General features: G+C 69.3%; 24 protein-coding genes. 11 read left to right on the top strand and 13 right to left on the bottom strand.

Features of this window, described 5'->3' with window-relative positions; all coding sequences use genetic code 11:
- The first annotated feature begins 74 nt into the window (after window positions 1-74).
- Window positions 75-701, top strand: a complete 627-nt coding sequence (locus tag ACZ3HL_RS23440) for a TetR/AcrR family transcriptional regulator (RefSeq protein WP_465418630.1) — start codon at window positions 75-77, stop codon at window positions 699-701.
- Here ACZ3HL_RS23440 and ACZ3HL_RS23445 read toward each other — a convergent pair.
- A complete protein-coding gene (locus ACZ3HL_RS23445) occupies window positions 691-1,641 on the bottom strand; it encodes a hypothetical protein (RefSeq protein ID WP_465533638.1) in 951 nt (316 codons plus the stop codon). The genes ACZ3HL_RS23440 and ACZ3HL_RS23445 overlap by 11 nt on opposite strands.
- A 290-nt stretch (window positions 1,642-1,931) precedes the next feature.
- Between ACZ3HL_RS23445 and ACZ3HL_RS23450 the strand changes: the two genes are divergently transcribed.
- Window positions 1,932-2,801 carry a hypothetical protein gene (locus ACZ3HL_RS23450; protein WP_465533640.1) on the top strand — a complete coding sequence of 290 codons (870 nt, stop codon included), beginning with the start codon at window positions 1,932-1,934 and terminating at the stop codon, window positions 2,799-2,801.
- On the opposite strand, the gene ACZ3HL_RS23455 is transcribed toward ACZ3HL_RS23450, so the two are convergent.
- Window positions 2,798-3,361, bottom strand: coding sequence for a hypothetical protein (locus ACZ3HL_RS23455; protein WP_465533642.1), 564 nt, complete (start codon window positions 3,359-3,361; stop codon window positions 2,798-2,800). The two genes, ACZ3HL_RS23450 and ACZ3HL_RS23455, sit on opposite strands and share 4 nt — an antisense overlap.
- A 57-nt stretch (window positions 3,362-3,418) precedes the next feature.
- Window positions 3,419-3,931, bottom strand: coding sequence for a mycothiol transferase (locus ACZ3HL_RS23460; protein WP_465533644.1), 513 nt, complete (start codon window positions 3,929-3,931; stop codon window positions 3,419-3,421).
- A 100-nt stretch (window positions 3,932-4,031) separates the two neighbouring features.
- On the opposite strand from ACZ3HL_RS23460, the gene ACZ3HL_RS23465 reads away from it, so the two are divergent.
- Both ACZ3HL_RS23465 and recQ read left to right on the top strand, forming a co-directional pair.
- Window positions 4,032-4,373: an ArsR/SmtB family transcription factor gene (locus ACZ3HL_RS23465; RefSeq protein WP_465418640.1), complete on the top strand. Its 342-nt coding sequence runs from the start codon at window positions 4,032-4,034 to the stop codon at window positions 4,371-4,373.
- Between the two features lie 44 nt (window positions 4,374-4,417).
- Entirely contained in the window at window positions 4,418-6,250 is a 1,833-nt protein-coding gene (gene recQ, locus ACZ3HL_RS23470) for a DNA helicase RecQ (protein ID WP_465533646.1), read from the top strand.
- Here recQ and ACZ3HL_RS23475 read toward each other — a convergent pair.
- Window positions 6,247-6,465 carry an antitoxin gene (locus ACZ3HL_RS23475; RefSeq protein WP_016335889.1) on the bottom strand — a complete coding sequence of 73 codons (219 nt, stop codon included), beginning with the start codon at window positions 6,463-6,465 and terminating at the stop codon, window positions 6,247-6,249. The genes recQ and ACZ3HL_RS23475 overlap by 4 nt on opposite strands.
- Before the next feature lie 153 nt (window positions 6,466-6,618).
- Here ACZ3HL_RS23475 and add point away from each other — a divergent pair, with 153 nt between their 5' ends.
- Window positions 6,619-7,602, top strand: a complete 984-nt coding sequence (add, locus tag ACZ3HL_RS23480; RefSeq protein ID WP_465533648.1) for an adenosine deaminase — start codon at window positions 6,619-6,621, stop codon at window positions 7,600-7,602.
- Window positions 7,603-7,662: 60 nt separating this feature from the next.
- Here add and ACZ3HL_RS23485 read toward each other — a convergent pair whose 3' ends face one another.
- Entirely contained in the window at window positions 7,663-9,366 is a 1,704-nt protein-coding gene (locus ACZ3HL_RS23485; RefSeq protein ID WP_465533650.1) for a cellulase family glycosylhydrolase, read from the bottom strand.
- Window positions 9,367-9,640: 274 nt separating this feature from the next.
- Between ACZ3HL_RS23485 and ACZ3HL_RS23490 the strand changes: the two genes are divergently transcribed.
- Entirely contained in the window at window positions 9,641-10,462 is an 822-nt protein-coding gene (locus ACZ3HL_RS23490) for a lytic transglycosylase domain-containing protein (RefSeq protein ID WP_465533652.1), read from the top strand.
- On the opposite strand, the gene ACZ3HL_RS23495 is transcribed toward ACZ3HL_RS23490, so the two are convergent.
- The 3 genes from ACZ3HL_RS23495 to ACZ3HL_RS23505 are packed head-to-tail and all read right to left on the bottom strand — an operon-like array spanning window position 10,459 to window position 14,147.
- Window positions 10,459-11,808 (bottom strand): vWA domain-containing protein, encoded by a 1,350-nt coding sequence (locus ACZ3HL_RS23495; protein WP_465533654.1) that lies wholly within the window; start codon window positions 11,806-11,808, stop codon window positions 10,459-10,461. The genes ACZ3HL_RS23490 and ACZ3HL_RS23495 overlap by 4 nt on opposite strands.
- Complete coding sequence (locus tag ACZ3HL_RS23500; protein WP_005155088.1) at window positions 11,805-12,686, bottom strand: AAA family ATPase; 882 nt, start codon at window positions 12,684-12,686, stop codon at window positions 11,805-11,807. The genes ACZ3HL_RS23495 and ACZ3HL_RS23500 overlap by 4 nt, the downstream gene beginning before the upstream one ends.
- 21 nt (window positions 12,687-12,707) lie before the next feature.
- Window positions 12,708-14,147: an MFS transporter gene (locus ACZ3HL_RS23505; protein ID WP_465533656.1), complete on the bottom strand. Its 1,440-nt coding sequence runs from the start codon at window positions 14,145-14,147 to the stop codon at window positions 12,708-12,710.
- A gap of 62 nt (window positions 14,148-14,209) precedes the next feature.
- On the opposite strand from ACZ3HL_RS23505, the gene ACZ3HL_RS23510 reads away from it, so the two are divergent.
- Genes ACZ3HL_RS23510 through ACZ3HL_RS23520 form a run of 3 tightly spaced genes read left to right on the top strand, consistent with a single transcriptional unit; the run spans window position 14,210 to window position 17,002 of the window.
- Complete coding sequence (locus ACZ3HL_RS23510) at window positions 14,210-15,169, top strand: helix-turn-helix transcriptional regulator (RefSeq protein ID WP_465418657.1); 960 nt, start codon at window positions 14,210-14,212, stop codon at window positions 15,167-15,169.
- Window positions 15,166-16,200, top strand: a complete 1,035-nt coding sequence (mgrA, locus tag ACZ3HL_RS23515) for an L-glyceraldehyde 3-phosphate reductase (protein ID WP_465533658.1) — start codon at window positions 15,166-15,168, stop codon at window positions 16,198-16,200. Before ACZ3HL_RS23510 ends, mgrA begins: the two co-directional genes overlap by 4 nt.
- Window positions 16,201-16,249: 49 nt before the next feature.
- Window positions 16,250-17,002, top strand: coding sequence for a class I SAM-dependent methyltransferase (locus ACZ3HL_RS23520; protein WP_465533660.1), 753 nt, complete (start codon window positions 16,250-16,252; stop codon window positions 17,000-17,002).
- Window positions 17,003-17,027: 25 nt separating this feature from the next.
- Here ACZ3HL_RS23520 and ACZ3HL_RS23525 read toward each other — a convergent pair whose 3' ends face one another.
- From ACZ3HL_RS23525 to sigC, 5 genes are all read right to left on the bottom strand, one after another.
- Complete coding sequence (locus ACZ3HL_RS23525) at window positions 17,028-17,840, bottom strand: aldo/keto reductase (RefSeq protein WP_465418663.1); 813 nt, start codon at window positions 17,838-17,840, stop codon at window positions 17,028-17,030.
- Window positions 17,841-17,849: 9 nt separating this feature from the next.
- Window positions 17,850-19,091 carry a PucR family transcriptional regulator gene (locus ACZ3HL_RS23530; protein WP_465533662.1) on the bottom strand — a complete coding sequence of 414 codons (1,242 nt, stop codon included), beginning with the start codon at window positions 19,089-19,091 and terminating at the stop codon, window positions 17,850-17,852.
- Window positions 19,092-19,231: 140 nt separating this feature from the next.
- Complete coding sequence (locus ACZ3HL_RS23535) at window positions 19,232-19,687, bottom strand: (2Fe-2S)-binding protein (protein ID WP_125684206.1); 456 nt, start codon at window positions 19,685-19,687, stop codon at window positions 19,232-19,234.
- A gap of 26 nt (window positions 19,688-19,713) precedes the next feature.
- Window positions 19,714-21,966, bottom strand: a complete 2,253-nt coding sequence (locus tag ACZ3HL_RS23540; RefSeq protein ID WP_465533664.1) for a xanthine dehydrogenase family protein molybdopterin-binding subunit — start codon at window positions 21,964-21,966, stop codon at window positions 19,714-19,716.
- A 185-nt stretch (window positions 21,967-22,151) separates the two neighbouring features.
- A complete protein-coding gene (gene sigC, locus ACZ3HL_RS23545; protein ID WP_126733658.1) occupies window positions 22,152-22,721 on the bottom strand; it encodes an RNA polymerase sigma factor SigC in 570 nt (189 codons plus the stop codon).
- A 58-nt stretch (window positions 22,722-22,779) separates the two neighbouring features.
- Between sigC and ACZ3HL_RS23550 the strand changes: the two genes are divergently transcribed.
- A complete protein-coding gene (locus ACZ3HL_RS23550; RefSeq protein WP_465418671.1) occupies window positions 22,780-23,508 on the top strand; it encodes a zf-HC2 domain-containing protein in 729 nt (242 codons plus the stop codon).
- Window positions 23,509-23,714: 206 nt separating this feature from the next.
- Window positions 23,715-24,917, top strand: a complete 1,203-nt coding sequence (locus tag ACZ3HL_RS23555) for an ROK family transcriptional regulator (RefSeq protein ID WP_465533666.1) — start codon at window positions 23,715-23,717, stop codon at window positions 24,915-24,917.
- Window positions 24,918-25,150: the final 233 nt, after the last annotated feature.

A 25,150-nucleotide genomic window follows, 5' to 3' on the forward strand; every position in this document is an offset into this window, starting at 1 on the left:
AACCCTTTCCCGGGCTAGAATCCGACGACGTGCTCGTGGAGGGCGGGCACCCGAGGCGACGGGAACCGGGAACTGTGACCGACGTGGCGGACCGCAGCGGTGACGAAACCCGCCAGATGGACAGGTTCGGCCAACGGCGTGCGCAGCTGGCGATGTCGGCGCTGGTCACCTTGTCCGAGCTGGGCTACGCGCGCACGAGCCTGCGGGAGATCGCGCAGAACTCCGAGTTCTCGCACGGGGTCCTGCACTATTACTTCCGGGACAAGGCCGAGCTGATCACCTACTGCGTCAAGCAGTACAAGGCCGAATGCGTCACCCGGTACGACCGGATAGCCGAGGCCGCGGAAACGGCCGAAGAACTGAGAACCGCCTTCGGCGCCGCGACGGCGGCCACGTTGCGGGAAAACGCGCGCTTGCACCGGCTCTGGTACGACCTGCGCAACCAGAGCCTGTTCGAGAAGCTGTTCCAGACCGACGTGCTCGCCATCGACGAGACACTCGAACTGATGATCTGGCGGGTCGTCTCCCGGTACGCGGAATTACTGGGCAAGCCGACGGACTTCTCCCCGTCGACGACGTATGCGCTCTTCGACGGCTTGTTCCAGCAGGGGTTGCTGAAGCACCTCGCCGGCCGGGAGGACGCGGCGAGGTGCCTTCAGGATTCGGTGGAGCAGGTACTGGCCCGGCTCTTCACCACTTGATCGTCGGGTACCAGATGACGCCCGTCCGGCCCAGCACGCGCAGGTCCCAGTACAGCAGCGTGAACGTGCCGGCGATCAGCAACGCGGCGCCGGTCACCACGGCGATCCTGGTGGGCTTCGCGAGCATCCATCGCTGCAGCCGCCCGCCCGTACCGTGCGTGAGCAGAAGGAACAACAGCGCCATCACCAGGATGTTGCCGACCGACTGGAGGGCGAACGCGGCGGCGCCGTAGAACACGTTGTGGCTTTCGGCCGCGCTGCGGAACATCATCCGGAACAGCGGGAACGGCCTGCCGATCAGGAAACCGCCGATGAGCGCGCCCATCAGCACGAGCGGCGCGGGCGGGAACCGGCGGGTCAGCCCGGCGATCGGGTTGCGGACGATACCGACGGAAGCCAGGCCCAGCACGATGAACACGATCCCGATCACGCCGTAGACGATCATCGACTGGATGTTCCGCGGGGAGAGCCCACCGCCGGGCGAGGCCGTCGAGAACTGCGGCATCCGGGTGCCGACGAGCGCGACGATGCCGCCGTACACCACGGAAACCGTCAGCATTCCCGTGGCGATCCAGCCCAGCGGCTTCAGCGTGTCCGTGAACTTCGGCCGTCCGGTGGCACCTCCGCCGACGAGCGGGGCGACGGCACCGAAAGCGGCGATGTTGCACGCGGTGAACGTTCCGGCAAGCCCAGAAACGAACGCGAAGAACGTTCCGGCCAGGACACCGCCGATCGGGGTCGCCTTGGCGTCGTGTCCCAGCAGGGTGTTGGCGACGCTGTCCCCGATCACACTGTCCACAAAGGGCGCCGACCAGATCACGGTCAGTGCGAAGCCCGCCAGCACGGACCAGAGGACCACCCGCCATCGATGTTCCGGATACGGTCCGGAACCGAGAAAACTCGCCTGCGGTGAAACGGGAACGCGTTCGGTCACGGACATTCGGTGCCTCCAGCGGCTGATGGCTTCCCCCTGATCACCATCGTTGTTCCGCCATCGGGAGGAAGCCACCTCCAAAGTGCCGATCTGTCGTTGGTCCGACCGGCTCCGGTTAGTCCGGATTCACCGATCTGGCGGGTGTCGCCGGATGAGCCGATCCGCTAGGTGTCCGGTGTGGCCGGATAACTCCGAAAAGGTGAAAGCTCCGGACTCACGTGGGATCATCATCGGACGCATACGGCAGCATGGCCACCCGATCAGGCCTTGACCGGCCACTGACCCTGCGGAGGGCGATGGACTTCGACGAGGTCGCGGACGAGCTCTACGCCGGCGATCCGGCCGAGTTCGTCTCCGTACGCAACCAACGGGCGAAAGAGGCCAAAGCCGCGGGGGATCCCGCTTTGGCCGAGCGGATCCGCGCCCTGCGGAAGCCCACACTCGCGGCCTCGATCGTCAACCGCCGGGCGGGCACCCCCGAGCTGGCGGAGCTGGCCAGGCTCGGCGACGATCTGCGCAAGGCCCATTCGGCGCTGGCCGGCGCCGACCTGCGCGACCTCGCCCGGCGGCGGCAGGAGCTGGTGAACCGGATCCTGCGGGACGAACGTTCGATGAGCGAGCCGGTCGCCCGCGAAGTCGAAGCCACCCTCGAAGCCGTCGTGGCCGACCCCGAGGTCGCGGCACTCGCACTGGCCGGGCGGCTGAGCAGCCGGGCGGACAGCACCGGCGACCAATGGCTGACCAGCGGGTTCACCCCGCAACCGAAACGGAAACCCGCGCCGGAGCGGGAAAAGCCCGCCACCGTGTCGCATTTGGACGATCGGCGGAAGGCGAAGCGGAAAGCCGCCGAGAAGGCCGAACAGGAGCAAATCGCCAAGGCCCGCGAAGAGGCCGAGCGCGAGCAGAAGCGGGTAGCGGAGTTCAACCGGCTCCGGCGCGAGGCCGCCGAGCTCGCGAAGGCCTGCAAACAGGCCGAGATCGACGTGGCCCGCGCCGAACGCCGGGCGGAGAAGGCCACGGAGAAGGCGAACGAGCTCCGGCGGCGGCTGGCCGACGCCGAACTCGAGGAAGAGACGGCGAACGGGGAGACCGCGGCCGCGCAGACCGTCTTGGACGATCTGCGCGCCGAAGCCGAGAGGATCGACGAAGCCCTCGAACAGTTCTAGGCCGGCTGCCGGTCGCGAACCCGGGTGGCGGTCACCCGGCGTCCGTACGGGGTCTTGCCGCCCGGTTTGTACACCGAAAGCACGGTCATGGTCACGTACATCGTCGTGGACACGATGATCGGGTAGAACCCGTCCACCCGGCGCCCCGCCTCCACGAACACGCCGTCCAAAGTGGACTCGGCCGCGGCAGCCAGTTCGCGGACGCCCGGCAGCAGCGAGAACAGCGTCAGCCCGGCGGCGACCAGGGTCAGGACCAGTTTGATCGCGACCCACTTGTACCGGACCAGGCCCCATTTCGTGCCGAGGCTGAGCACGATCCCGCTGACCAGCGCGGTCATGCTGACCGGCAGCAGGAGATAGCCGCCGATCTGGTCCATCATCAGGATGGCCGCGTGCTGGCGGCGGGGGTCGTCGGTGAACACGGAGGTGAAGGTCAGGACCGCGTTCACCATGGTGATCCCGAGCCAGCCGAGTGAGGAAACGACATGGACGACGAGGACGAGTTTCCGCCACCGCGGGGTGAGCGTCATCGGCGGTCGCCGCACTGTGGAAGTACTCATGCGACCAGTGTTTCCGCGGGCGGCGTTCCCGTCGTCCGTCGTGAAGCGGCACCTCGCCTACGTATCGCGGAGTACGAGCCCTCGGACGTACGCCGCCTGCCCGGCGTGCTGGAGGTCGTCGGAAAGCACGCTGACCAGGCGAACCCCGAGGGTGACGGGCGGATCCCAGCCTTCGTCGACGATACGGTCGAGGTCGGCTTCGGCCAGTCCGGCGGCCCACGCCGTCGTCACTTCGTGCACCGCGTCGTAGTACCCGGTCAGCAGGTCGGCGGAGTCGACACGGACCGCCTCGACGTCTTCGGGGCGATGCCCGTATCCGATGTCCGACGCCGGGAAGGGCAGCGAGAAGCGGCCCATCCAGTCCTGCGCGGTCCAGATCTGCTCGGTGCCCATCAGGCCGGCGATGTGATCGTCCTGCACCCGGGTCAGATGCCAGACCAGCCAGGCGATCGTGTTCGCGCCCGGCGCCGGGCTCGCGATCAGCTGATCGGCGCTCAATCCCTCGACGGTGTCGTGCACGACCACCTGGACGCGGCCGAACCCGTCGGCCACCACTTCGGCCAAGTTCATCGATTCCCCTTCCGGCGTCTCCCTGCCCACGATGCCACCGCGAGGTGACCCCGGCCTTGCACGCTTGACTTATATAAGTCCAGGCCGTGATAGTTGCCGGATGCACGCGTTCGACGTCCTCGGGGATCCGGTGCGCCGCCGGATCCTGGAACTGCTGGCGGACGGGGAACAGAGTTCCGGCGACGTGACCGCGGTGGTCCGCGCCGAGTTCGGCATCTCGCAGCCCGCGGTCTCCCAGCACCTGCGCGTCCTGCGCGAAAACGGCTTCACCACCGTCCGGGCCGAGGGCGCGCGACGGCTGTACTCGGTGGATCCGGGCCCGCTCAAGGAGATCGACGGCTGGCTGGACCAGTACCGGCGGTTCTGGACCGGTCCGCTCGACGCGCTCGCCACCGAGATCGCGCGCGGCCGCCGCGAACGGCGGAAGGCGGCCGAAGACTAGGCGCCGCGCGGGGACTGTCGGACCCCGCCCCTAGAATCGTCCGGGTGGCAGCCCCCGACATCGGTACCTCGGAAGCTCTCGAAACGCTGAACCGCGTCTTCGGCTACGACGACTTCCGCGGCGACCAGCACGCCATCGTCGAACACGTCATCGCGGGCGGTGACGCGCTCGTCCTCATGCCCACCGGCGGCGGCAAGTCGCTGTGTTATCAGATCCCGGCGCTGGTGCGGCCGGGCGTCGGCGTGGTGATCTCCCCGCTGATCGCGCTGATGCAGGACCAGGTCGACGCGCTGCGCAACCTCGGCGTCCGCGCGGGTTTCCTGAACTCGACGCAGGACTACGCCGAGCGCACCAGGGTCGAGGCCGCGTTCGTCGCCGGCGAGCTGGACCTGCTGTACCTCGCCCCCGAGCGGCTCTCGGTGGAGTCGACGGTGCGGTTGCTCGACCGCGGCAAGATCTCGCTGTTCGCCATCGACGAGGCGCACTGCGTCTCCCAGTGGGGCCACGACTTCCGTCCCGACTACCTGATGCTGTCCGCGGTGCACGAGCGCTGGCCGGACGTGCCGAGGATCGCGCTCACCGCCACCGCCACCAAGGCGACGCACGCCGAGATCGCCTCCCGGCTCAACCTGGAGGACGCGCGGCACTTCGTCGCGAGCTTCGACCGGCCGAACATCCAGTACCGGATCGTCGGCAAGAACTCGCCGCAGCGGCAGCTGCTGGAGCTGCTGCGCACCGAGCACAAGGGCGACGCGGGGATCGTCTACTGCCTGTCGCGGAACTCGGTCGAGAAGACCGCGGATTTCCTGGTGGAGAACGGGATCCCGGCGGTGCCGTATCACGCCGGGCTGGACGCGCGGACCCGCGCGAAGCACCAGTCGCGGTTCCTGCGCGAGGACGGGCTGATCGTGGTCGCGACGATCGCGTTCGGCATGGGTATCGACAAGCCCGACGTACGGTTCGTCGCGCACCTGGACCTGCCGAAGTCCGTCGAGGGCTACTACCAGGAGACCGGTCGTGCGGGCCGTGACGGGCTGCCGTCGACGGCGTGGCTGGCGTACGGCCTCCAGGACGTCGTCCAGCAGCGCAAGATGATCGACATGTCGGAGGGGTCCGAGGCGCACAAGCGGCAGCTGAGCGCCCACCTCAACGCGATGCTGGCGCTGTGCGAGACGGTCGAATGCCGTCGTGTGCAGGTGCTGAACTACTTCGGGCAGCGGAGCGAGCCCTGCGGCAACTGCGACACCTGCCTGGCGCCGCCGGAGACCTGGGACGGCACGATCCCGGCGCAGAAGATCCTCTCGACCATCGTCCGGCTGCAGAACGAGCGCCGCCAGAAGTTCGGCGCGGGGCAGATCATCGACATCCTGCTCGGCAAGTCGACGCCGAAGGTGACCCAGCACCGGCACGATTCACTGAAGGTCTTCGGGATCGGCACGGAGCTGAAGGAGCCCGAGTGGCGGGCCGTGGTGCGGCAGCTGCTGGCGCAGGGGCTCGCGGCGGTCGAGGGCGACTACGGCTCGCTCGTGCTGACCGAGGGCAGCGCCGAGGTGCTGAGCGGGGAACGGAAGGTTCAGCTGCGGCGCGAGCCGGAGCGGGTGGCGAAGGCCGCGGCCCGGTCCAGCGCGAAGAAGGCCGCGGCGGCCGACATGCCCGCCGAGGCAGCGCCGGTGTTCGAGCTGCTGCGCTCGTGGCGGGCCGCGGCGGCGAAGGAGCAGGGGGTGCCCGCGTACGTGATCTTCCACGACGCGACCCTGCGTCAGATCGCCACCAAACGGCCCACCACGCTGCAGGAGCTGGGTACCGTCAGCGGCGTCGGCGAGAACAAGCTCGCGAAGTACGGCGAGCAGATCCTCGAGACGCTCGCGGAGGCCTAGTGCTCGTAAGGCCGTCGCGGCGGCCGCCCGGTCATCCCGTCGACCTTGCGCACCGCGCCGTCGATCTGGCTGTGGTACTTGCCCTTGGTCTTGTGGTCGACGAAGGTCGCCGCCTTGTTCACGACCTTGGAGACCTTCTCGGGGTTCTTCCGCACGTAGGCGCGCACGGCCCCGGCGGTGCCGGCCAGGGCGGTCAACTTCCGCAGTAGAGGCACTGTGGTCCCTTTCCTCGGGGTCGTCTGGTGTCCTGCCCAACGACCGGTGGTGCCCCCAGGGTTCCCCGCGGCGAGCCGAATCACTCATTTCGGATACCCGGCCCCCGGAAAACGGGGCGCGCGGCGAGGGCCGCGCCCACTAGATTCGAGCTCATGCGGGATCTTTCTCTGCTGCCCAAGGCCCATCTGCACGTCCACCTCGAAAGCACCATCCGGCCGGACACGCTCCGTGACATCGGCGAGGCGAACGGCATCGCCGTACCCGCGGAACAGCCCGTTTTCGATGGCTTCCGCGCGTTCGGTGACTACAACGGGCTCATCCGTTCCTGCCTGCGGAGGCCGGACGACTTCGAACGGGTGGCACGCGAGTTCTGCGAAGACCAGGTCGCGGACGGCGTCCGCTACGCAGAGGTCACCTTCACGGCGGCTTCGCACGGGGAGCGGCTGGGCGAGCCGGACATGCCGCTGGCGTCCGTCCTCAAAGGACTCTCGGCGGGGGCGGCGGAACACGGGCTCCACTGGCGGGTGCTGCTGGACCACTCACGCCGCCGTCCGGTCGAACGGGCCCGCCTCACCCTCGATCTGGCCCGCCGGTACGCCCCGGACGGGGTGTTCGCGATCGGCCTCGCCGGGGAGGAGAAGTACCCGCTCGCGCCGTTCGCCGGGATCTGCGACGAGGCGGAGGAGGCAGGGCTCCACCTGATCCACCACGCGGGCGAGGACGCCGGCCCGGCCAGCATCCGCGAGGCGCTGGAGGTCGGGCACAGTGAACGGATCGGCCACGGCATCCGGATCCTGGAGGACGTCGCGCTGGTCGCCGAGGTGCGCGAACGCGGTATCGCGCTGGAGGTCTGCCCGTCGTCGAACGTGACGCTCGGGCTCGTGCCGTCGTTCGAGGAGCACCCGCTCCCCCGGCTGGTCGACGCCGGGCTCGTGGTCACGCTCAGCACCGACGTCCCTTCGGTCACCGGGACGACGCTGACCGACGAGTTCCTGCGCACTCGTGAGGCGTTCGCCTACGACGACCTCGCGCTCGCGGGCCTCGCCCGGGCGTCCGTCGACGCGTCCTTCGCGCCCGCCGAGCTCAAGCGCTCGATCCACCAAGAGATCGACGCCTGGCTCTCTTCACGCAATTAGTCCTCTGGATGCGGTCCTTGCACGTGCAAGTACCGCATCCAGAGGACGAAATGCGGGGGCTCAGCCGGTCGGGAAGTCGTCCGGCGTGCGGATGCGGTCCCGCACCCAGACACCGGCGGGCTTCAGCATCGAAGTGCCGGTGAAGGAGTTCCCGGCACAGGTCCCGGTCTTGAACACGGCACCGGAGCGGAAGTCGTCGGAGAAGTTCCAGTTCGTCCAGCCGATCTTCTTGGCGGCCAGCAGATCCAGGTACTTCTGCGAGTACGTGAAGTCGTTCCCGCCGTCACCCGTGTAGGTCTGGGTGCCGAATTCCGTGACGAACACCGGGAGCTTGTCGGCCGTCCTCGCCAGTGCGTCGTAGTGCTCGTCCTGGTGTGACGCGGCGTAGAAGTGGAACGTGTACATGATGTTGGTCGCGCGCACCGGGTTGTTCAGGATGTCGTTCTCGTCGCGGCCGTCGGAAATGCCGAAGGTCGACCAGCCGTGCGTGCCGAGGAAGACGACGCTGTCCGGGTCCTGGGCGCGGATCACCGGGATGACCTCTTCGGCGTACCGCTTCACGTCCGCCCAGCTGACGCCGTTCGGTTCGTTCGCGACGTCGTAGATGATGTTGACCTTGTCCTTGTGCCGCTGGGCGATCTCGGCGAAGAAGGTCTTCGCGAGGTGGGTGTTCGCGTTCGGGTCGCCAGGGTCGAGCTGGTGCCAGTCGACGAGGACGTACATCCCGCGTTTCGTCGCCTCTTCGATGTAGTTGTGCATCATGTCGGTGAACTTGCGCGGGTTGCTCTCGTAGCCGTCGTCCTGGATGTACATGGCGACGCGCAGGATGTCGGCCTTCCAGTCGTTGGCCAGCGCGTCCAGTGAGGCGGTCTTCACGCATTGGCTGTACCACTGGATCCCGTGCGTGCTCATCCCCCGCAGCTGGATGGGCTTGCCGTACTGGTTGCACAGTTTGACGCCGCAGACGTGGAGCTTTCCGTTGATGGACACCGGTGTCCCGGTGCCGCACGCGGGCGTGGTGGCGGAGACGGCGTTGCTCGGCGCGGACGTGTTCCCCGCCGCGTCGTAGGCGACCACCGTGAACGAGTAGGCCGTCGACGCGGTGAGACCGGTCACCGTGGCGGGCGGCTTCGCCGTCGTGGCAACGGTTTGCCCGTTCCGCAGGACGCGGTAGCCTGCGACGCCGACGTTGTCGGACGACTCCTGCCAGGTCAGGGTCACGCTGCCGCAGGACACGTTGGTCGTGGTGGGCGAGCCCGGCGCCGACGGCGCTTCGGTGTCGTTCGATCCACCGCTGCCCTCGACCGACAGCGAGTCGGCGTTGGGGCCGCCGTTCGAGGTGACGGCCGTGGTGCGGATCTTGTTGGCACCCGCGGCGAGGTTCACCGTGGTGGTCACGGTGCGCCAGGTCGTCCACGCGCCGGTGCCGGCGAAGCCGAGGTCGTCGACGGCGAGGGAGCCGTTGACGGTGATGTCGAGCGGGCGGTTGGCGGTGGTGCCGTTGGCGTAGCGGAAGGTCAGCGTGTGCTGTCCGGCCTGCGCCGCGTTGACGGTGTACTCGACGTAACTACCGGTGACGTTGTCGTAGTTGACGAAGCCGGATCCGGTGAAGCCGGTGTGATTCGATTCGACCGCGCCGCGCGAGATCGTCGCGTTCTCGGACTCGTGGCGGACGGGAGCCGCGGAAGCGGCCTGGGCGGAGATCGGGACCGAGGCGGCCGCGAGCACCGTGACCAGCGCCGCCCGCCATCTTGGGCGTACCACTTTTGTGCCTCCTTCAGAAGCGTCGTTGCGTTCCGTGGAGCAGGGGCGCGGCGAGCCCTCGTTAAGAAACCTTCCTAACGCGGACCAGTCTCACCATCCGGCCGAAGCGCTGTCAACCGGGCAAAGGGGGCGATCGCACCCCGCAGTCAGTCCTCTACTTGCGGTAGTTGCACGCGCAAGTACCGCATTCAGAGGACGAAATGCGGAGGTGGGCCGGGTCACCCGGGCGGCGGGCCACACAAGTTCTCCACAACCGTCACGTACCGTGGAACCGGTGACCGCTTCGTCCCCTTCGACACTGGACCTCATGGACCAGTGGGAGCAGCCGCCGAGGAAACGCGGCCCGCGTGGCTGCGTGATGCTCGTGCTCCTGGTCGTGGGCGCCCTGGTCGCCGGTGCCGTCTGGGTCGTGATCAGCTTCAACGACCGCGAGCCGGTGCCGGTCAAGCCGGCCTTCGAGGTCCCCGCGCTCAAACCGGCCCCGCGTTCGGCGATCCCCGGCGACGCCGGACCGCTGCCCGCGGAGCCCGCGAAGGACGCCTGGATCGCGAAGGTGTCGGAGAACACGGACATCCCCTCGCGCGCGCTGCGGGCCTACGTGAACGCCGCTGAGAAGACCGCGAAGACCACTCCACGCTGCGAAATCACCTGGGCGACCATCGCCGGGATCGGCCGGACCGAATCCCAGCACGCCCGGCATGACGGTTCCCGCGCCGGCGAGGACGGCGTCGTGACCCCGCCGATCATCGGCATCCCGCTCGACGGCTCCCCCGGCGTGCTGGCGGTCGTCGACACCGACAAGGGCGCCCTCGACGGCGACGCGAAGTGGGATCGCGCGGTCGGGCCGATGCAGTTCCTGCCCGCCACCTGGAAGCGGTACGGCGTCCGCGCGAGCGGCGACGGTGCCGCGCCCGACCCGCAGAACATCGACGACGCGGCGATGACGACCGCGCGGTACATGTGCGCCCGGGGCGGCGACCTCGGAGACCCCGCCGGCTGGTGGAGGGCGGTGCTGACCTACAACAACTCCACCGCCTACGGGCAGGAAGTGTTCAGCAACGCCGACGCGTACGGCAAGGCCGCCCTGAAGCCCTAGGTGGGCAGAAGCCGGGTGACCAGCCGAGTCAGCTGATGCACGTTCCGGCACTCGTACATCTCGACGACCTCCGCGTAGGCGTGCGCCTCGGAGTCGCCGGTGGACCACAGCGCGGTCCGCTCGGGGTTGAGCCAGTACGTATGCCTTGCCGCGGAAGCGATCCCGCGCACCGCGTCGAGGTTCGGGTCGCCGCCGTTGGTCCTGGCATCCCCGAGGATGAGCAGGGACGTCTTGGGTCCCACGGCGTCCGAGTAGCGCTCGGCGAACTCGCCGAGCGCGTGCCCGTAGTCGCTGTGCCCGTCCCAGCGGGTCAGTTCCGCGTCGGCGAGAATGCGCGCGCCGAGGTCCTCCGGATCGGCGGCGCCGGTGTCGATGAGGTGGGTGATCTCGTCGCAGGCGTCGATGAACGCGAACACGCGCACCTTGCTGAACTGGTCACGCAGGGCCTGCACCAGCAGCATGGTGAAGTTCGCGAAACCGGCCACCGAGCCCGACATGTCGCACAGCAGCACGATTTCCGGCCTTCCCGGCCGGTGCCTCCGGTACGACGGCCGCATCGGGACGCCGCCGGTGGACAGCGAGCGCCGCAGCGTCCGGCGCAGGTCGATCTGCCCGCGCGCGTGCCGCCTTCGCCGGGCGGCCAGCCGGGTGGCGAGTTTGCGCGACAACGGCTGGACGACGCGGCGGAGCTCGGCGAGTTGCGCGCGGCTGGCGAGCAGGAAGTCGACGCGGTCGGCCGCCGGTGGGACGGCATGCCGCGAAACCCGTTCCCTGCCACGGACTTCAGCCACCCTGCGGCGGGCTTCGGTGCGGACAAGCCCGCGAAACCCTTCGACCCGGCGGCGGACGTCGTCGCGGTCCAGCCGGTCGGTGAAATCCTCCTGGCCGCCCGCGCGGATCGCTTCGAGGACGCGGACCACGAGTGTCTGCGGTTGAAGCCGTTCCAGGGTCTGATGCGCCGACCAGCCGCCGGTGCCCGCGGTGCCGCCGTACTCCCCCAGCATGTCGACGGCGAGCCCGGCCAGTTGCGTCAGTTCCGTCTGGTCGTTGGCGGCGAGCGCCGTGGCGAGGCGGTCCCGCAACGCGGCCAGGTCTTCGACGGGATCCTGCGAAGGCGCGCCGACGCCGAGCGGGAAGTAGATGTCGAACGTCGCGTCGAACACGGCTCGCTGACCGCCGCGCCGGACCAGTGCGGCCGCGAGCCCTTCCCGCATCTGCTCGCGGGAGGCCAGGCCCAGCACTTCGAGTGCCGCGGCGGCGTCGACCGTCTCACTGGGACCCGCCGGGATCCCGTGCTCCCGCAACGCTTCCACGAACTCGACGAGCCTGCCCGGCACACCGCTCACGAGTCGAGGACCTTGCCGAGTTCCAGCCGCGCGTCCGCCTTCACGACGTCGTCCTGGTGTTTGAGGATGACACCGAGACTCGCGCGGACGACGTCCTCGCCGAGGCTGTCCGCGCCGAGCGCCAGCAGAGTGCGGGCCCAGTCGATGGTTTCGGCGACCGACGGCGCCTTCCGCAACTCCATGGCCCGCAGCGCGGTGATCACCTTGACCACGGACGCCGCGAGCGCGTCGTCGACGCCCGGCACCTTGAGCCGCACGATGCGCTGTTCCAGTGCCGCGTCGGGGAAATCGATGTGCAGGAACAGGCAACGCCGTCGCAGCGCTTCGGAAAGCTCACGTGTCGCGTTGGAGGTCAGCACCACGAACGGCTTGCGCCCGGCGGTGATCGTGCCGAGTTCCGGCACGGTGATCTGGAAGTCGCCGAGCACCTCCAGCAGCAGACCCTCGATCTCGACGTCGGCCTTGTCGGTCTCGTCGATGAGCAGGACCGTCGGTTCGTCGCCCTTGATCGCCGTCAGCAGCGGCCTGGCCAGGAGGAACTCTTCACCGAAGATGTCGTTGCGGGCTTCGTCCCAGGTCTCGTCCTTGCCGGCGGTGATCCGGAGAAGCTGCTTCGCGTGGTTCCACTCGTACAGCGCCCGCGACTCGTCGACGCCTTCGTAGCACTGCAACCGCACGAGCCGGGAGCCGCTGGCCTGCGCGACCGCCTTCGCCAGCTCGGTCTTGCCGACCCCCGCGGGGCCCTCGATCAGCAACGGCTTGCCGAGGGCGTCCGCGAGGAAGACCGTGGTGGCGACGGCCGCGGAGGCCAGGTAGCCGGTGTCGGCGAGCTTCGCCGTCACGTCTTCGACGGATGTGAAGTACCCGGTCCCAGCCACGCGGCCTCCCAGCTCGATCGCCTACCCGGCCGACTCTACGTCGCGGATCCGCTTCGGCAGCAGGAACCCGACCGCGAAGGTGAGCAGCACCATCACCGCGACCACCCAGAACGTCCGCTGGGCCGCGCCGGTCGGATCCGCGGTCCCGGCGTCGAAGAACACCGTGCCCAGCAGCGCCAGCCCCAACGCGCCACCGACCTGCTGAAGCGACGTCAGCGCACCGGACGCCGACCCGGCCTCCGCCGGTTCCACTCCGGACAGCGCGATCTCGAAGTACGGCCCCATGATCAGGCCCGAGCCGATCCCGACCACCAGCAACGCGGGCGCGATCTGCCACGGTCCCGTCTCCGGGCCGAGGAGCAGCAGCAACGCGACCACGCCGGCGGTCATGACGAGCGCACCGGTGTGCAGCACCTTGCGGCCGTGCCTGCGCACCGCCTGCACGAGGCCCATCCCGACGATCATCCCCAGCGACATCGGTACCCCGGTCAGCCCGGCCTTCAACGGCGAGAAACCCAAGCCGAGCTGCAGGTACAGCGTGAAGACCAGACCGAAGCCGGAGAACGCGGCGAAGTAGATCGTCCCGGTCGCCATCCCGGCGAGGAAGCTGCGCTTGCGGAACAGGCTCGGCTCGACCAGCGGGTCGCCGCCGCGACGGCTCTTGCGCTTCTCGAACCAGGCGAACACCCCGAACACCGCGACCGCTGCCGCCATCATCGCGAACGTCCACAGCGGCCAGCCGTACTCGCGGCCCTGCACCAGCGGGAAGACGATCAGCAGCGCACCGGTCGTGGCGAGCAGCGCGCCGGGGATGTCGAGGGTGAGCGAACCACCTGGCCGGGACTCGGGGAGGAACTTGATCGCGGCCAGCACCGCAAGCGCGCCGATCGGCAGGTTGATCAGGAAGATCATCCGCCAGCCGGTGCCGAAGAGATCGGCGTCGACCAGCCAGCCCGCGAGGATCGGGCCGCCGACCGCGGCGAGCCCCATCACCGGGCCGAACATGCCGAACGCGGACTGAAGCTCCTTCCCGGCGAACATCTCCTTCAGCATGCCCAGGCCCTGGGGCACCATCGCGGCGCCGAACAGGCCCTGCACCACTCGCGCCGTGATGATCATTTCCGGGTTCACCGCGACCGCGCAGAACAGCGAGCCGACGACGAAACCGATCGCGCCGATCAGGAACATGCGCTTGCGGCCGAAGATGTCGCCGAGCCGCCCGCCGGTGAGCAGGCCGGACACCATCGCGAGGGTGTAGGCGACGCCGAGCCACTGGATCATCGCCGTGCCGCCGCCGAGCGAGGCCCGCATGACCGGTCCGGCGATGCTCGTGACCGTCATGTCGAGCAGTTCCATCACCGAACCGGTCAGGATCACGAACAGCGCGGGCCAGCGCCAGCGGTAGGACTTCTCCACGTTTTCCGTGGTCACACCGCTCGGGGTGTCCAGTGTCATCGTCATGGGAACAACGCTAAAGTCAATTCCGGCCACTTTCTGACCGGAATCGGAGCGAACCTGGATTCATGGCGAACACGAGTGCGCGGATGCTGCGGCTGCTGTCCCTGCTGCAGACACACCGCTTCTGGTCGGGAATCGAACTGAGCGACAAGCTCGAGGTGAGCGAGCGGACGCTGCGGCGCGACGTCGAGCGGCTGCGCGAGCTCGGCTATCCGGTCAACGCGAGCCGCGGCGTCGCGGGCGGGTACCAGCTGCGATCGGGCACGGTCATGCCGCCGTTGCTGCTGGACGACGAGGAGGCCGTGGCGATCGCGGTCGGCCTGCGGACGGCGGCGAGCGGTTCGGTGGAGGGTATCGAGGAGACCTCGGTACGGGCGCTGACGAAGGTCGTCCAGGTGATGCCGCCCCGGCTGCGCAGACGGGTCGACGCGCTCCAGGCGTACACGACGCCGGCGGCCGTCACGGGTCCCCGGGTCAACGCGGCCAGCCTGACGGTGATCGCGCAGGCGTGCCGGGACGACGAGCGGCTGAAGTTCGACTACGCGGCACGCGGCGGCGAGGAGTCCGCGCGGCTGGTCGAGCCGCACCGGCTCGTCTCACTCGGACGGCGCTGGTATCTGGTGGCGTGGGACCTCGACCGGGTGGACTGGCGCACGTTCCGCGTCGACCGGCTCAGCGAACCTCGCACCACCGGCGCGCGCTACCGGCCACGCGAGATCCCTGGCGGCGACGCGGTCAAGTTCGTCGAAGCCCAGATCAAGGCGAGGCCGACCACGCATACGCTGGTCGTCCGGGTCGAGGCGCCGAAGGACCGGGTCGAATCGGCGGTCCGGTACCTCGGCGGCGCGCTCGAAGCGATCGACGAGACGTCCTGCCGCCTGACGATGAACGTCGACACCTTCGACTGGCCCGTCCTGATCCTCGCCGCCATCGGCGCGCCCTTCGAGGTCGAGAGCCCTTCGGCGTTCAAAGACCACCTCGCGTCCGTCGCCGCGCTCTTCACGGCGGCTAGCATCGGCTCGTGAGCACCTATGTCGCGGCCGAGGGCCGATACGAGAGCATCCCCTACCGCCGCACCGGGCGCAGCGGCCTGAAGCTGCCCGCGATCTCGCTGGGCCTGTGGCACAACTTCGGCAACGACAAGCCGCTGGGCACGCAGCGGGACATCGCGCGGCGCGCGTTCGACCTGGGCATCACCCATTTCGACCTCGCCAACAACTACGGCCCGCCCTACGGCTCGGCCGAGGAGAACTTCGGCAGGCTGCTGGTGTCGGACTTCAAGCCCTATCGTGACGAACTGGTCGTCTCGACCAAGGCGGGCTACGACATGTGGCCCGGCCCGTACGGCGAATGGGGCTCGCGCAAGTACCTGCTGTCCTCTTTGGACCAGTCGCTCGGCAGGATGGGCCTTGACTACGTCGACATCTTCTACTCGCACCGTTTCGACCCCGAGACACCGCTCGAAGAGACGGTCGGCGCGCTCGACACCGCCGTCCGCTCCGGACGCGCGCTGTACGTCGGCATCTCGTCGTACTCGTCGGAGAAGACCGCCGAGGCCGCGCGGCTCCTGCGCGAGCTGGGCACCCCGCTGCTCATCCACCAGCCGTCGTACTCGATGTTCAACCGCTGGCTCGAAGGCGACAAACTGCTCGACACGCTCGAAGCCGAAGGCGCGGGCTGCATCGCCTTCTCGCCGCTGGCGCAGGGACTGCTGACCAGCCGCTACCTCGACGGCGTTCCCGAGAATTCCCGTGCCGCACAAGGGAAGTCGCTCAACCCGGACACGATCACCGAAAACACCCTCGGCAAGATCCGGGCGCTCAACGAGATCGCCCAGCGACGCGGGCAGACGCTGGCGCAGCTCGCACTCGCGTGGGGCCTGCGCGACCCGCGGATGACGTCGGTGCTGATCGGCGCGAGCAGCGTCGCCCAGCTGGAGGACAACGTGGGTGCGCTGAAGAACCTGCACTTCACCCACGAAGAGCTAACCGAGATCGACCGCTACGCCACCGAGGCCGACATCAACCTCTGGAAGCGCTCGACGGACGCCGGATAGCGCCCGAAATCGCGTTGCCCCGCGAAGCCGGGGAGCCGAGACTGCGAACATGACTTTCGAAGATCTGCTCGCCGAAGGAGAGGCCGTCCCGGTCGAAGGCTGGGACTTCTCGTGGTTCGAAGGCCGCGCCACGGAGGAACGGCCGCCGTGGGGGTACTCGCGGTTGCTCGGCGAGCGGATGGCGGCGACCGCCGCCGGGCTGGACCTGCAGACCGGCGGCGGCGAGGTGCTCGCGGGCATCCCGAAACCGCCGCCGGTCCTCGCCGCGACCGAAGGCTGGCCGCCGAACGTCGAGGTCGCCCGGAGGAACCTCGCGCCGCTGGGCGGCGAGGTGGTCGAGGCCGAGCACGACGCGCCCCTGCCCTTCCCCGACGAGTCCTTCGATCTGGTGACCAGCCGTCATCCGATCGAGAATCCGTGGCGGGAGATCGCCCGCGTGCTGCGCCCGGTCGGAACCTTTCTGTCGCAACAGATCGGCGCCGGCACCGTGCGGGAGCTGAAGGAGTTCTTCCTCGGCCCGCAGGACTACGGCGGCTGGACGCCCGACGTGCTGCGCGTCGAGGCGGAGGCCGCCGGGCTGCGGGTGGAGCGCCTCGAACCGGCGAAACTGCGGATGGAGTTCTTCGACCTCGCCGCGGTCGTCCACTTCCTCCGGAAGGTGATCTGGATCGTGCCGGGATTCGAGGTCGGGAAGTACCGCGACAAGCTCGCGGAACTCCATCGGATCATCGAGACCGACGGGAAGTTCGTCGCGCACTCGCGGCGGGTGCTCGTGGAGGCCGTCAAGCCTCGTGAGTGGTAAGGACGGTTAGAACCGTCCTTACCACTCACGAGGCCAAGCGTTCCAGGTGCTCGTCGGTCAGCTTCACGTCGGCGGCGGCGAAGTTCTCCTCCAGATGTGGGATCTTCGCCGTCCCGGGGATCGGCAGGATCACCGGCGACCGCGCGAGCAACCACGCGAGCCCGACCTGTGCCGTGGTCACCCCGAGTTCCGAAGCGACGGCCGCGAGCGCGACGCCGGCGGAAGAAGCGGCGCCGAGCACCGGACGCCAAGGCAGGAAAGCGATCCCGGCCGCTTCGCACGCGTCCAACACCGCCTCGTGCTCTCGGTCGAGGAGGCTGTAGCGGTTCTGCACACTCGCGATGTCCACGATCTCCCGTGCCCGCGCGAGTTCGTCCACGGTGACCTCGGACAGCCCGATCCGGCCGATCTTGCCCTCGTCGCGCAGCTCCCGCAGCGCGCCGAGCTGGTCGGCCAGCGGGGTCTCCGGGTCGATGCGGTGCAGCTGCAACAGCTCGATCCGCTCCACACGCAGCCGTCGCAGCCCTTCGTCGACCTGCGCGCGCAGGGATTCCGGCCGTCCGTCGTACTTCCAGTCGTCGCCGGTCCGCACGACGCCGACCTTGGTGGTGACCACCAGGTCGTCCGGGTACGGGTACAGCGCTTCCGCCAGGAGTTCTTCGTTGGCACCGCCGCCGTAGAGATGCGCGGTGTCGATCAGCGTGATGCCGAGTTCGACCGCGCGCCGCGCGACGGCGATCGAGTTCTCACGCTCGGGTCCTGCTTCGGTCGGCAGATGCATGGCACCGAAACCGAGACGGCGTACGGGCAGGTCTCCGCCGATGGCGAACTGTTCCATGGGAGGAACCTAGCGCAGCGGATCCCGCGGCGAGGGCAGATGCGAGGTGTCCGGGAACATGTGGAGCGCGCGCAGGGCGGCACCGAGTTCGGCGATGTCGGCCGGGTCGGTCAGCGAACGCCCCAGTTCCTCGGAAATCCGCTTCAGCCGGTGCCGGATCGTGTTGGGGTGACAGAACATCCGCTCGGAAGTCAGTTTCGTGGAACCCTGGCATTCGAACCACGCCCGCAACGTCAGCAGGAGCACGTTCCGGTCGTCGCCGGGCAGGTCCAGGATCGGCCGCAGCACGTGGTGCGCGAGCTGGACCGACGCCTCCGGCGCGCTTGCGACGAGGCCGGCCAGCGGGGATTCGTTGAACTGCACCATTCCCGTCGACCCCGGCAGCAGGCTGGAGAGCGCGACGCGGGCCAGGTGCAGCGCGCGGGAGGTGTTCCCCAGGCCGGTGAACACCGGGCTGACCCCGATCCGGCCGGTCTGGTTGTCCCGCAACAGCTCGATGATCACCTGCGACGCCGCCGGATCCCGCATCGAGACGACACCCACCTGCAGGTCCGGGGTGAGCCGCCAGGCGGACGCGTGATGCCGTTCGCGGAGCCGGTTTTCGATCTGGGGCAACGGTTCGTGCCCGACACGCGGGGTCTCGGCGGCGACGACCACATACGTCCCGTCGAGCGAGAGGTCCAGCACGCGCGCGATGTCCCACAGCGTGCCCTCGGTGGCCGCGCCACCGGCGAACAGCGCTTCGACCAACGCGGAACGTCTGCTTTGGTGCGCCAGCATGACTTCGGCGGTGGTGTCGCGGTACGTCGTCGTCAGCGCCTCGGCGTAGTCGTCGATCAGCGCCCAGATCGCCGACGTCGCGGCGACGAGGCCGCGGAGGTCCTTGTGCTCACTCGAAGCGGTCAGGTCGACGAACCGGTTCCACACCTCGGTGAGCCCGATCCGGTAGGCCCGCAGGAGTTCCGGCAGCGGCGCGCCCTGCAGCGCGCGGGCGCGCCCGGTCGCCCTCGCCTGGGAGAGGTCGGGTTCCTCCGTGCCGCGGAGGGTCCGCATGACGAACTCGAGGTTGTTCCGCACCGACGTCCGCAGTTCGGCGAGGCTGACGAACTGCGCGTCGCGGTACACCGGCATCTCGGCACGGATCTGCCCGACGGTGCTGTCGATGAGCGCCGGCAGCTGCTTTTCGACCTCCACGGCCAGTTCGGCGACGACGGTGGCCGAGCCTTCGCGGAGCACAGTTCGATAGTGCATGGACGTCCTCCGGGGCAGGGACTCCTCGTCGAGCCCCTGGGGACGTCATCTAACACGACTTGCCCGGCGGTGGCCCGTCGAAACCGGAGGGCGCCGCCGGTGCGGCGGAAAATCGGGTTTTCCGCCGCACCGGCGGGATTTCACAGCTTCGCGGCCGCGCTCTTGATGGCTTCGCGGATCCGGAAGTAGGTGCCGCACCGGCAGACGTTCTGGATCGCGTCGATCTCGGCGTCGGTCGGGTTCTTCGTCTTTTTCAGCAACGCCACCGCGGCCATGATCTGCCCCGGCTGGCAGTAGCCGCACTGCGCGACGTCCTGCTCCAGCCATGCCTCCTGCACCGGGTGCAGGTCGTCACCGTCGGCGAGTCCTTCGATCGTGGTGACCTCCTTGCCAGAGCAGTCGGACACCGGCGTCACGCACGGGTTGAACGCCTCGCCGTCGAGGTGGCTGGTGCAGGCCTTGCAGACGTTGATCCCGCAGCCGTACTTCGGCCCGCGGACGCCGAGCTTGTCCCGCAGCGCCCACAGCATGGGCAGATCCGCGGGCGCGTCGACGGTGACGGTCTTCCCGTTCACCGTGAAGGTGTAATTGGGCATCGGAACTCCTTGGCGGGGAAGGAAAGTCAGCGGGGGAAAGGGTCGAAGTCGATCGGGAAGTTGATCGGGAAGCTGCGCGGCTTGATACCGGTCGCCCGCGCGTAGGCGTTCCCGATCGCGCCGACCGGCGCGGGCACACCGAGCTCGCCGGCGCCACCGATCTCGCCCGTCTCCGGCATCACGTGGATCTTGACGTCCATCGGCGAGTTCTTCTGCCGCGCGTAGTGGAACTGCGAGTAGCTGCCCTCCAGCGGCAGGCCCTTGTCGATATGCAGACCGGCGGTCAGCGTGGTGGCGATGCCGTCGGTCAGGCCGCCGAGCATCTGCGCCTCGATACCGCGCGGGTTGATCGGCTTGCCGACGTCGACCGCGATGGTCGCCTTGGTGACGCGTGGCTTCTTCGGGTCCCGGGCGTCCATTTCGACGAGGCAGGCGGTGTAGGACTTGTACTCGCCGTGCACGGCCACACCCTGCGCGAAGCCCTTGGGCATCTTCTTGCCCCACTCGCCGAGTTCGGCGACCTTGTCCAGCACCGCGCGCTGCCGCTCGTTCTTGATGAACTCGCGCCGGAACTCGACCGGGTCCTTGCCGAGCTTCGCGGCGATCTCGTCGACCATGATCTCTTCCGCGCCGCGTGTGCTCGCGGAGTACACCGACCGCCAGGCACCGGTGTGGAAGTCCACCGGGACCTCGTTGAGCAGCTGCGTCGTGACGCCGAAGTTGTACGGCGACTTCACCGTCAGCAGGAACACCGTCTGCGCGAAGCTCAGGTTGCCGCCGACGGGCAGTTCGGCGGCGAACGCCGTGAGGACCTCGCCGAGCCCGTGGCTCCAGTCGGTCTCCACGCTGGCGACACGGTGCTCGAACGTGAGCACCTGGCCGAGCGCGAAGGTGGCACGGATCTTGTGGTGGCTCGCGGCGCGGGCGCGGCCGTGGCGCATGTCGTCGATGCGGCTCCACATCAGCCGCACCGGTCGCTTGAACGCCTTGGACGCGCGTGCGGCCTCGATGGCGCCGTCGGAGAACAGCCGTCGGCCGAAGGAGCCGCCCGCCTGCTGGACGTGCACGGTGACCTTGTTCTCCGGCAGGCCGAGTTCCTGCGCGATGTTCTGCTTCGCGAGGATCGGGACCTTCATCCCGGACCAGATGGTCGCGCTGTCCTCCCGGACGTCGGCGACGGCCGAGTTGGTCTCCAACGGGGCATGGCTGGCGAAGGCGAAGTCGAACTCGCCGTCGACGTACTGGGTCAGCAGCGGCGGCACGACGAACGGCAACGCCGCGGCCTGCAGCTTCTTCTTGATCGTCGCGTTGTTCTCGCCGTCGACGGTGCCGCCGTTCCAGGTGACGTCGAGGGCGTTCTTGCCGTCGAGCGCCTGGCCGAAGGTCTCGGCCATCACCGCCACCCCGGTCTTGATCACGGCGATGTCGATGATGCCCGGCATCGCGCGGACGGCGGCCTCGTTGTCGACCGTCTTCACCGTGCCGTTGATCGTCGGCGGGCGGCGGACCATGACCGGCTTCGCGCCGGGGATGTCCAGGTCGAGCGTGTACTGCAGCTGTCCGGTGACCATCGCGCGGGCGTCCGTGCGGGACTGCGGCGTGCCGACCAGCCGATGCGAGGACTCCGCCTTCGGGGTCGCGGTCACCTTGCCGAGGTCGGCGCGGGCGGCGGGCTTGGCCAACGTGCCGTAGCCTGCCCGGCGGCCGTCGGGCGCGATCACCGCACCGTCCCTTGTGGACAGTCGCGCGGCCTCGGCGCCCCACTGCCGGGCGGCGGCCGCGACCAGCCGGGCGCGCGCGGCGGCGGCCGCGGTCCGCACCGGCGTGTAGAGCGAGCGCATCGTGTTGGAGCCGCCGGTCAGCTGGTTGAACAGCAGCTCGGAGCGGGCGTCGGAGAGGACGACGTCGACGCGGTCGAGCGGCAGGTCCATTTCTTCGGCGACCAGCATCGCGTTCGCCGTGGTGATGCCCTGGCCGACCTCGGTCCGCGGCAGTTCCAGCCGCACGCGGCCGTCTTCGCGGACTTCGAGGACGAGCAGGTTGGCGGTGGGGGCGTTCGACAGGATCAGCACGTCGCCGAGGTCGAGGATCTCGGCCGGGCCCGGCGGGGTCGGGATGACGGCTTCGGCCTCTTCGGGCGCGACGGAGTCGATACCGATCTTCGTGGCGATCGTGAGGGTGGGCGCGGCGACGAGGAAGGTCAGGAACCGGCGGCGGCCGAGGCCTCCGGGGTCCGGAGCCTCACTGCCGTGGCCCTCAGCGGTGGTGGGACTGGCCATCGGGAAGATCCCTTCGAGAGCGCGCGGAGAAGGCGGGGACCCTCGCGCGGCCTGGGGTTGGATGGCGACACGCTAGGCATCGGCATTCGGCCTAGTCAACGCGGAGTAGTCGGGTCGCCCCATCTGTGTGACGAGGTGACAGTGGACAGCCTCAAATGTGTGACGCGCCACAACCGCGTTTCGCGTCAGATGGAGTCGCGCTCCCGGCCCGCTTCGAGCAGGTCCTCGCGGGCACGGGCGACACGCGAGCGCACGGTGCCGACCGGGCAGCCGCAGATCTCGGCGGCCTCGGCGTACGACAGCCCCAGCACCTGGGTGAGGACGAGGACCTCGCGCCGCTCCGGGTCGAGCCCGTCGAGCAGCATCCGCAGCTCCACCAGGTCTTCGAAGCCGGCGACACCCTCGGCCTGGCGGGCGCCGCGGCGCTCGGCGGTGGCCTCCCAGTCGACGTCGGCGAGCTTCGGGCGCGCCGAAGCGGCCCGGATGCGGTCGACGACGACACGGCGCGCGATCGACAGGAGCCAGGTCCGCGACGAGGACCGGCCGGCGAACCGCCGCAGGCTGCCGAACGCGCGCAGATACGTCTCCTGGGTGAGATCGTCCGCGGCGCCGACGTCGGCGAGGTGCGCGACGAAACGCCAGACGTCGGCCTGGGTGGCACGCACCCAGTCCTCGAGCGCCCGCCGGTCGCCGCGGGCGGCGGCGAGAGCGAGCTCGGTCACCCGCTCGTCGTCGTGGTTGCGCGGCCTGGCCATACGAGAAACGTAGCAGCGTCCCGGGAACCGGGGCAGGCCCGCGCCCGACAAGTGAGACGTGAAGTGCGAGACCTGCCGCGAGGCCCTGTCGGCCCGGCTCGACGGCGAAACCGAACCCGCCCCGCCCGAGGTGGTCGACCGGCACGTGGCGGGCTGCCCCGCGTGCCGCTCGTGGCTTTCGCGCGCCGAGCGGATGCACCGGGCGATACTCCTGCGGCCCGCTCCCGCGGTCCCGGACCTCACCGCCGTCATCCTCGACCGCACCCCCGCCCCGCCGAGCGAAGGCTGGCCTGCCAGGATCGCGCTCGCGCTGGTCGCGATCGCACAGCTCGGCCTCGCCTTCGCCCAGCTGCTGGGCGTGGAAGACCACACCGCGGGACACGGCACGGAATCCCTGATCGGACACCTTTCACATGAAAGCAGCGCGTGGAACCTCGCCGTCGGTGTCGGCCTCGGCTGGGCGGCCGTCCGCACGAAGGCGGCGTCCGGGCAGCTGCCCGCGCTGACCGGTTTCGTCGCGCTCCTCCTGGCGTTGTCGGCGGGCGACCTCGTCACCGGGCAGGTGACCGCCGGACGTGTGCTCACCCACGGGTTGGTCGTCGCCGGACTGCTGTTGCTGTACGTGGTGAACCGGCAGCACCGGCTGCGCCACCGCCCCAGCCCGGCGACGACGGCAGGCTACCCGGATTCCCACACCGCGGAAACGGACCACGAAACCGGCGAAGCCCCCGAACGACCCCGACAGCACCGGGGTTTCCGGCGCCCGGCGAGCCGCCACGTCGCTTGAATTCTTGGTCTAGACCATTACCGGTCACTGGGAGCACGCGCCCGGATACCGGGTGAATCACGGGTTTTCGCGCGCGGCGTGCGCGATCCGCGCCGCGGGCACGTTTATCGTCGCCTGGGACCACCGAATGTAAACCTTCTTGCCCATTCCGGGCCGGAGCCGGATAACTTTGGTGGAACACCTTGGTTCGACAGGAGGCGAAGCTCGTGGTTGGCGCAGAAAACCCACCCGTCGGCACCCCCGCCGGGATGCGGAAGATCAATCAGCGCGCCGTGCTGGACCTCCTGCGCCGCAGCGGCCCGGCGACGCGGCCCCAGGTCGCCAAGGACACCGGACTTTCGAAACCCACGGTGAGCCAAGCGTTACTGGCGCTCGAAGCGGCCGGTCTCGCCAGGGCGACCGGGCACACCTCGACCGGCACCGGCCGGTCCGCCGTCCTCTACGAAGCGGATCCCACGGCGGGCTACGTCCTGGGTGTCGACATCGGACGCGAGCATCTCCGCGTCGCCGTCTCCGACCTCGGCCACACCGTCGTCGCCCGCCGTGACGAGCGGAACACCTCGCGTTCGGGCACCGCGCTCGTCAGCGCGGTGGGTGCCCTCGCGGCGGCGACCGTGCGCGAAGCGGGACTGAGCCAGGCCGACATCGTCGTGCGGGTCCTCGGCTCCCCCGGCGTCGCGGACCCGGACAAACGCTGCTTCCGGCACGCGCCGAACCTGCCCGGCTGGGGCAAGGCGGGCCTGCTCGACGAACTCGAAGCCGTCCTCGGCCCGGATCTCATGGTCGAGAACGACGCGAACCTGACCGCCGTCGGCGAATGGGAACGCGGCGCCGCGCGGGGCGCGTCGGTGTTCGGCTGCATCACCATCGGCACCGGCGTCGGCATGGGTGTGATGGTCGACGGCCGGGTCTTCCGCGGTGCCACGGGCGCGGCGGGCGAGATCGGCTACCTGCCGTACGGGCAGTCGCACGCGGCGGGCGAAGGCGAAGACTCGCCCCCGGTCCGCGGCCACCTCGAAGAGGCGACGGCGGCGCAGTCCGTCGTCCGCGGCGCGCGCGAACTCGGCCTCGGCACGGCGAAATCGGCCCGTGAGGTCTTCCGGCTCGCCCGCGACGGTGACGAACTCGCCCTGCGCGCCGTCGAGGCGGAGGCCGACAGGCTGGCGTACACCGTGGCCTCGGTGGCGGCGGTGATCGACCCCGAACTGATCGTGCTCGGCGGCGGGATCGGTACCGCGGCCGATCTGCTGCTCGACCCGATCGACCGCGCCCTGCGCTCCTTCACTCCCCTGGTCCCGGCGGTCGTCCAGGGCGAACTGGGCGACGACGGGGTGCTGACCGGCGCGATCAGCGTCGGGCTGCGTGCCGCCGAGGGCCTCGTCTTCGAACGCAAGGTCGGCGCGGCCTGAGTGGTGTTCTGCCGGGGTGCTGGGCTTGGCCGGGCCCGGCATCAGGGCGGCCGGAGCCAGTAGGTACCTGAGAAACTCTCGGCCAGAACCCGAAACGCCACTCACCACCACCTCGACCCGGGTCCGCCCGCCGCTGTAAGAGCCTGTCTTGGAACTTGGTCAGGTGGTTCTGGCCCGCTTTTCTCGGCGGGTCAGGCGCCTGGTCATCATAGTGATCATGGCGTTGTTGACGA

The sequence above is a fragment of the Amycolatopsis sp. NPDC000009 genome, from assembly GCF_055563465.1.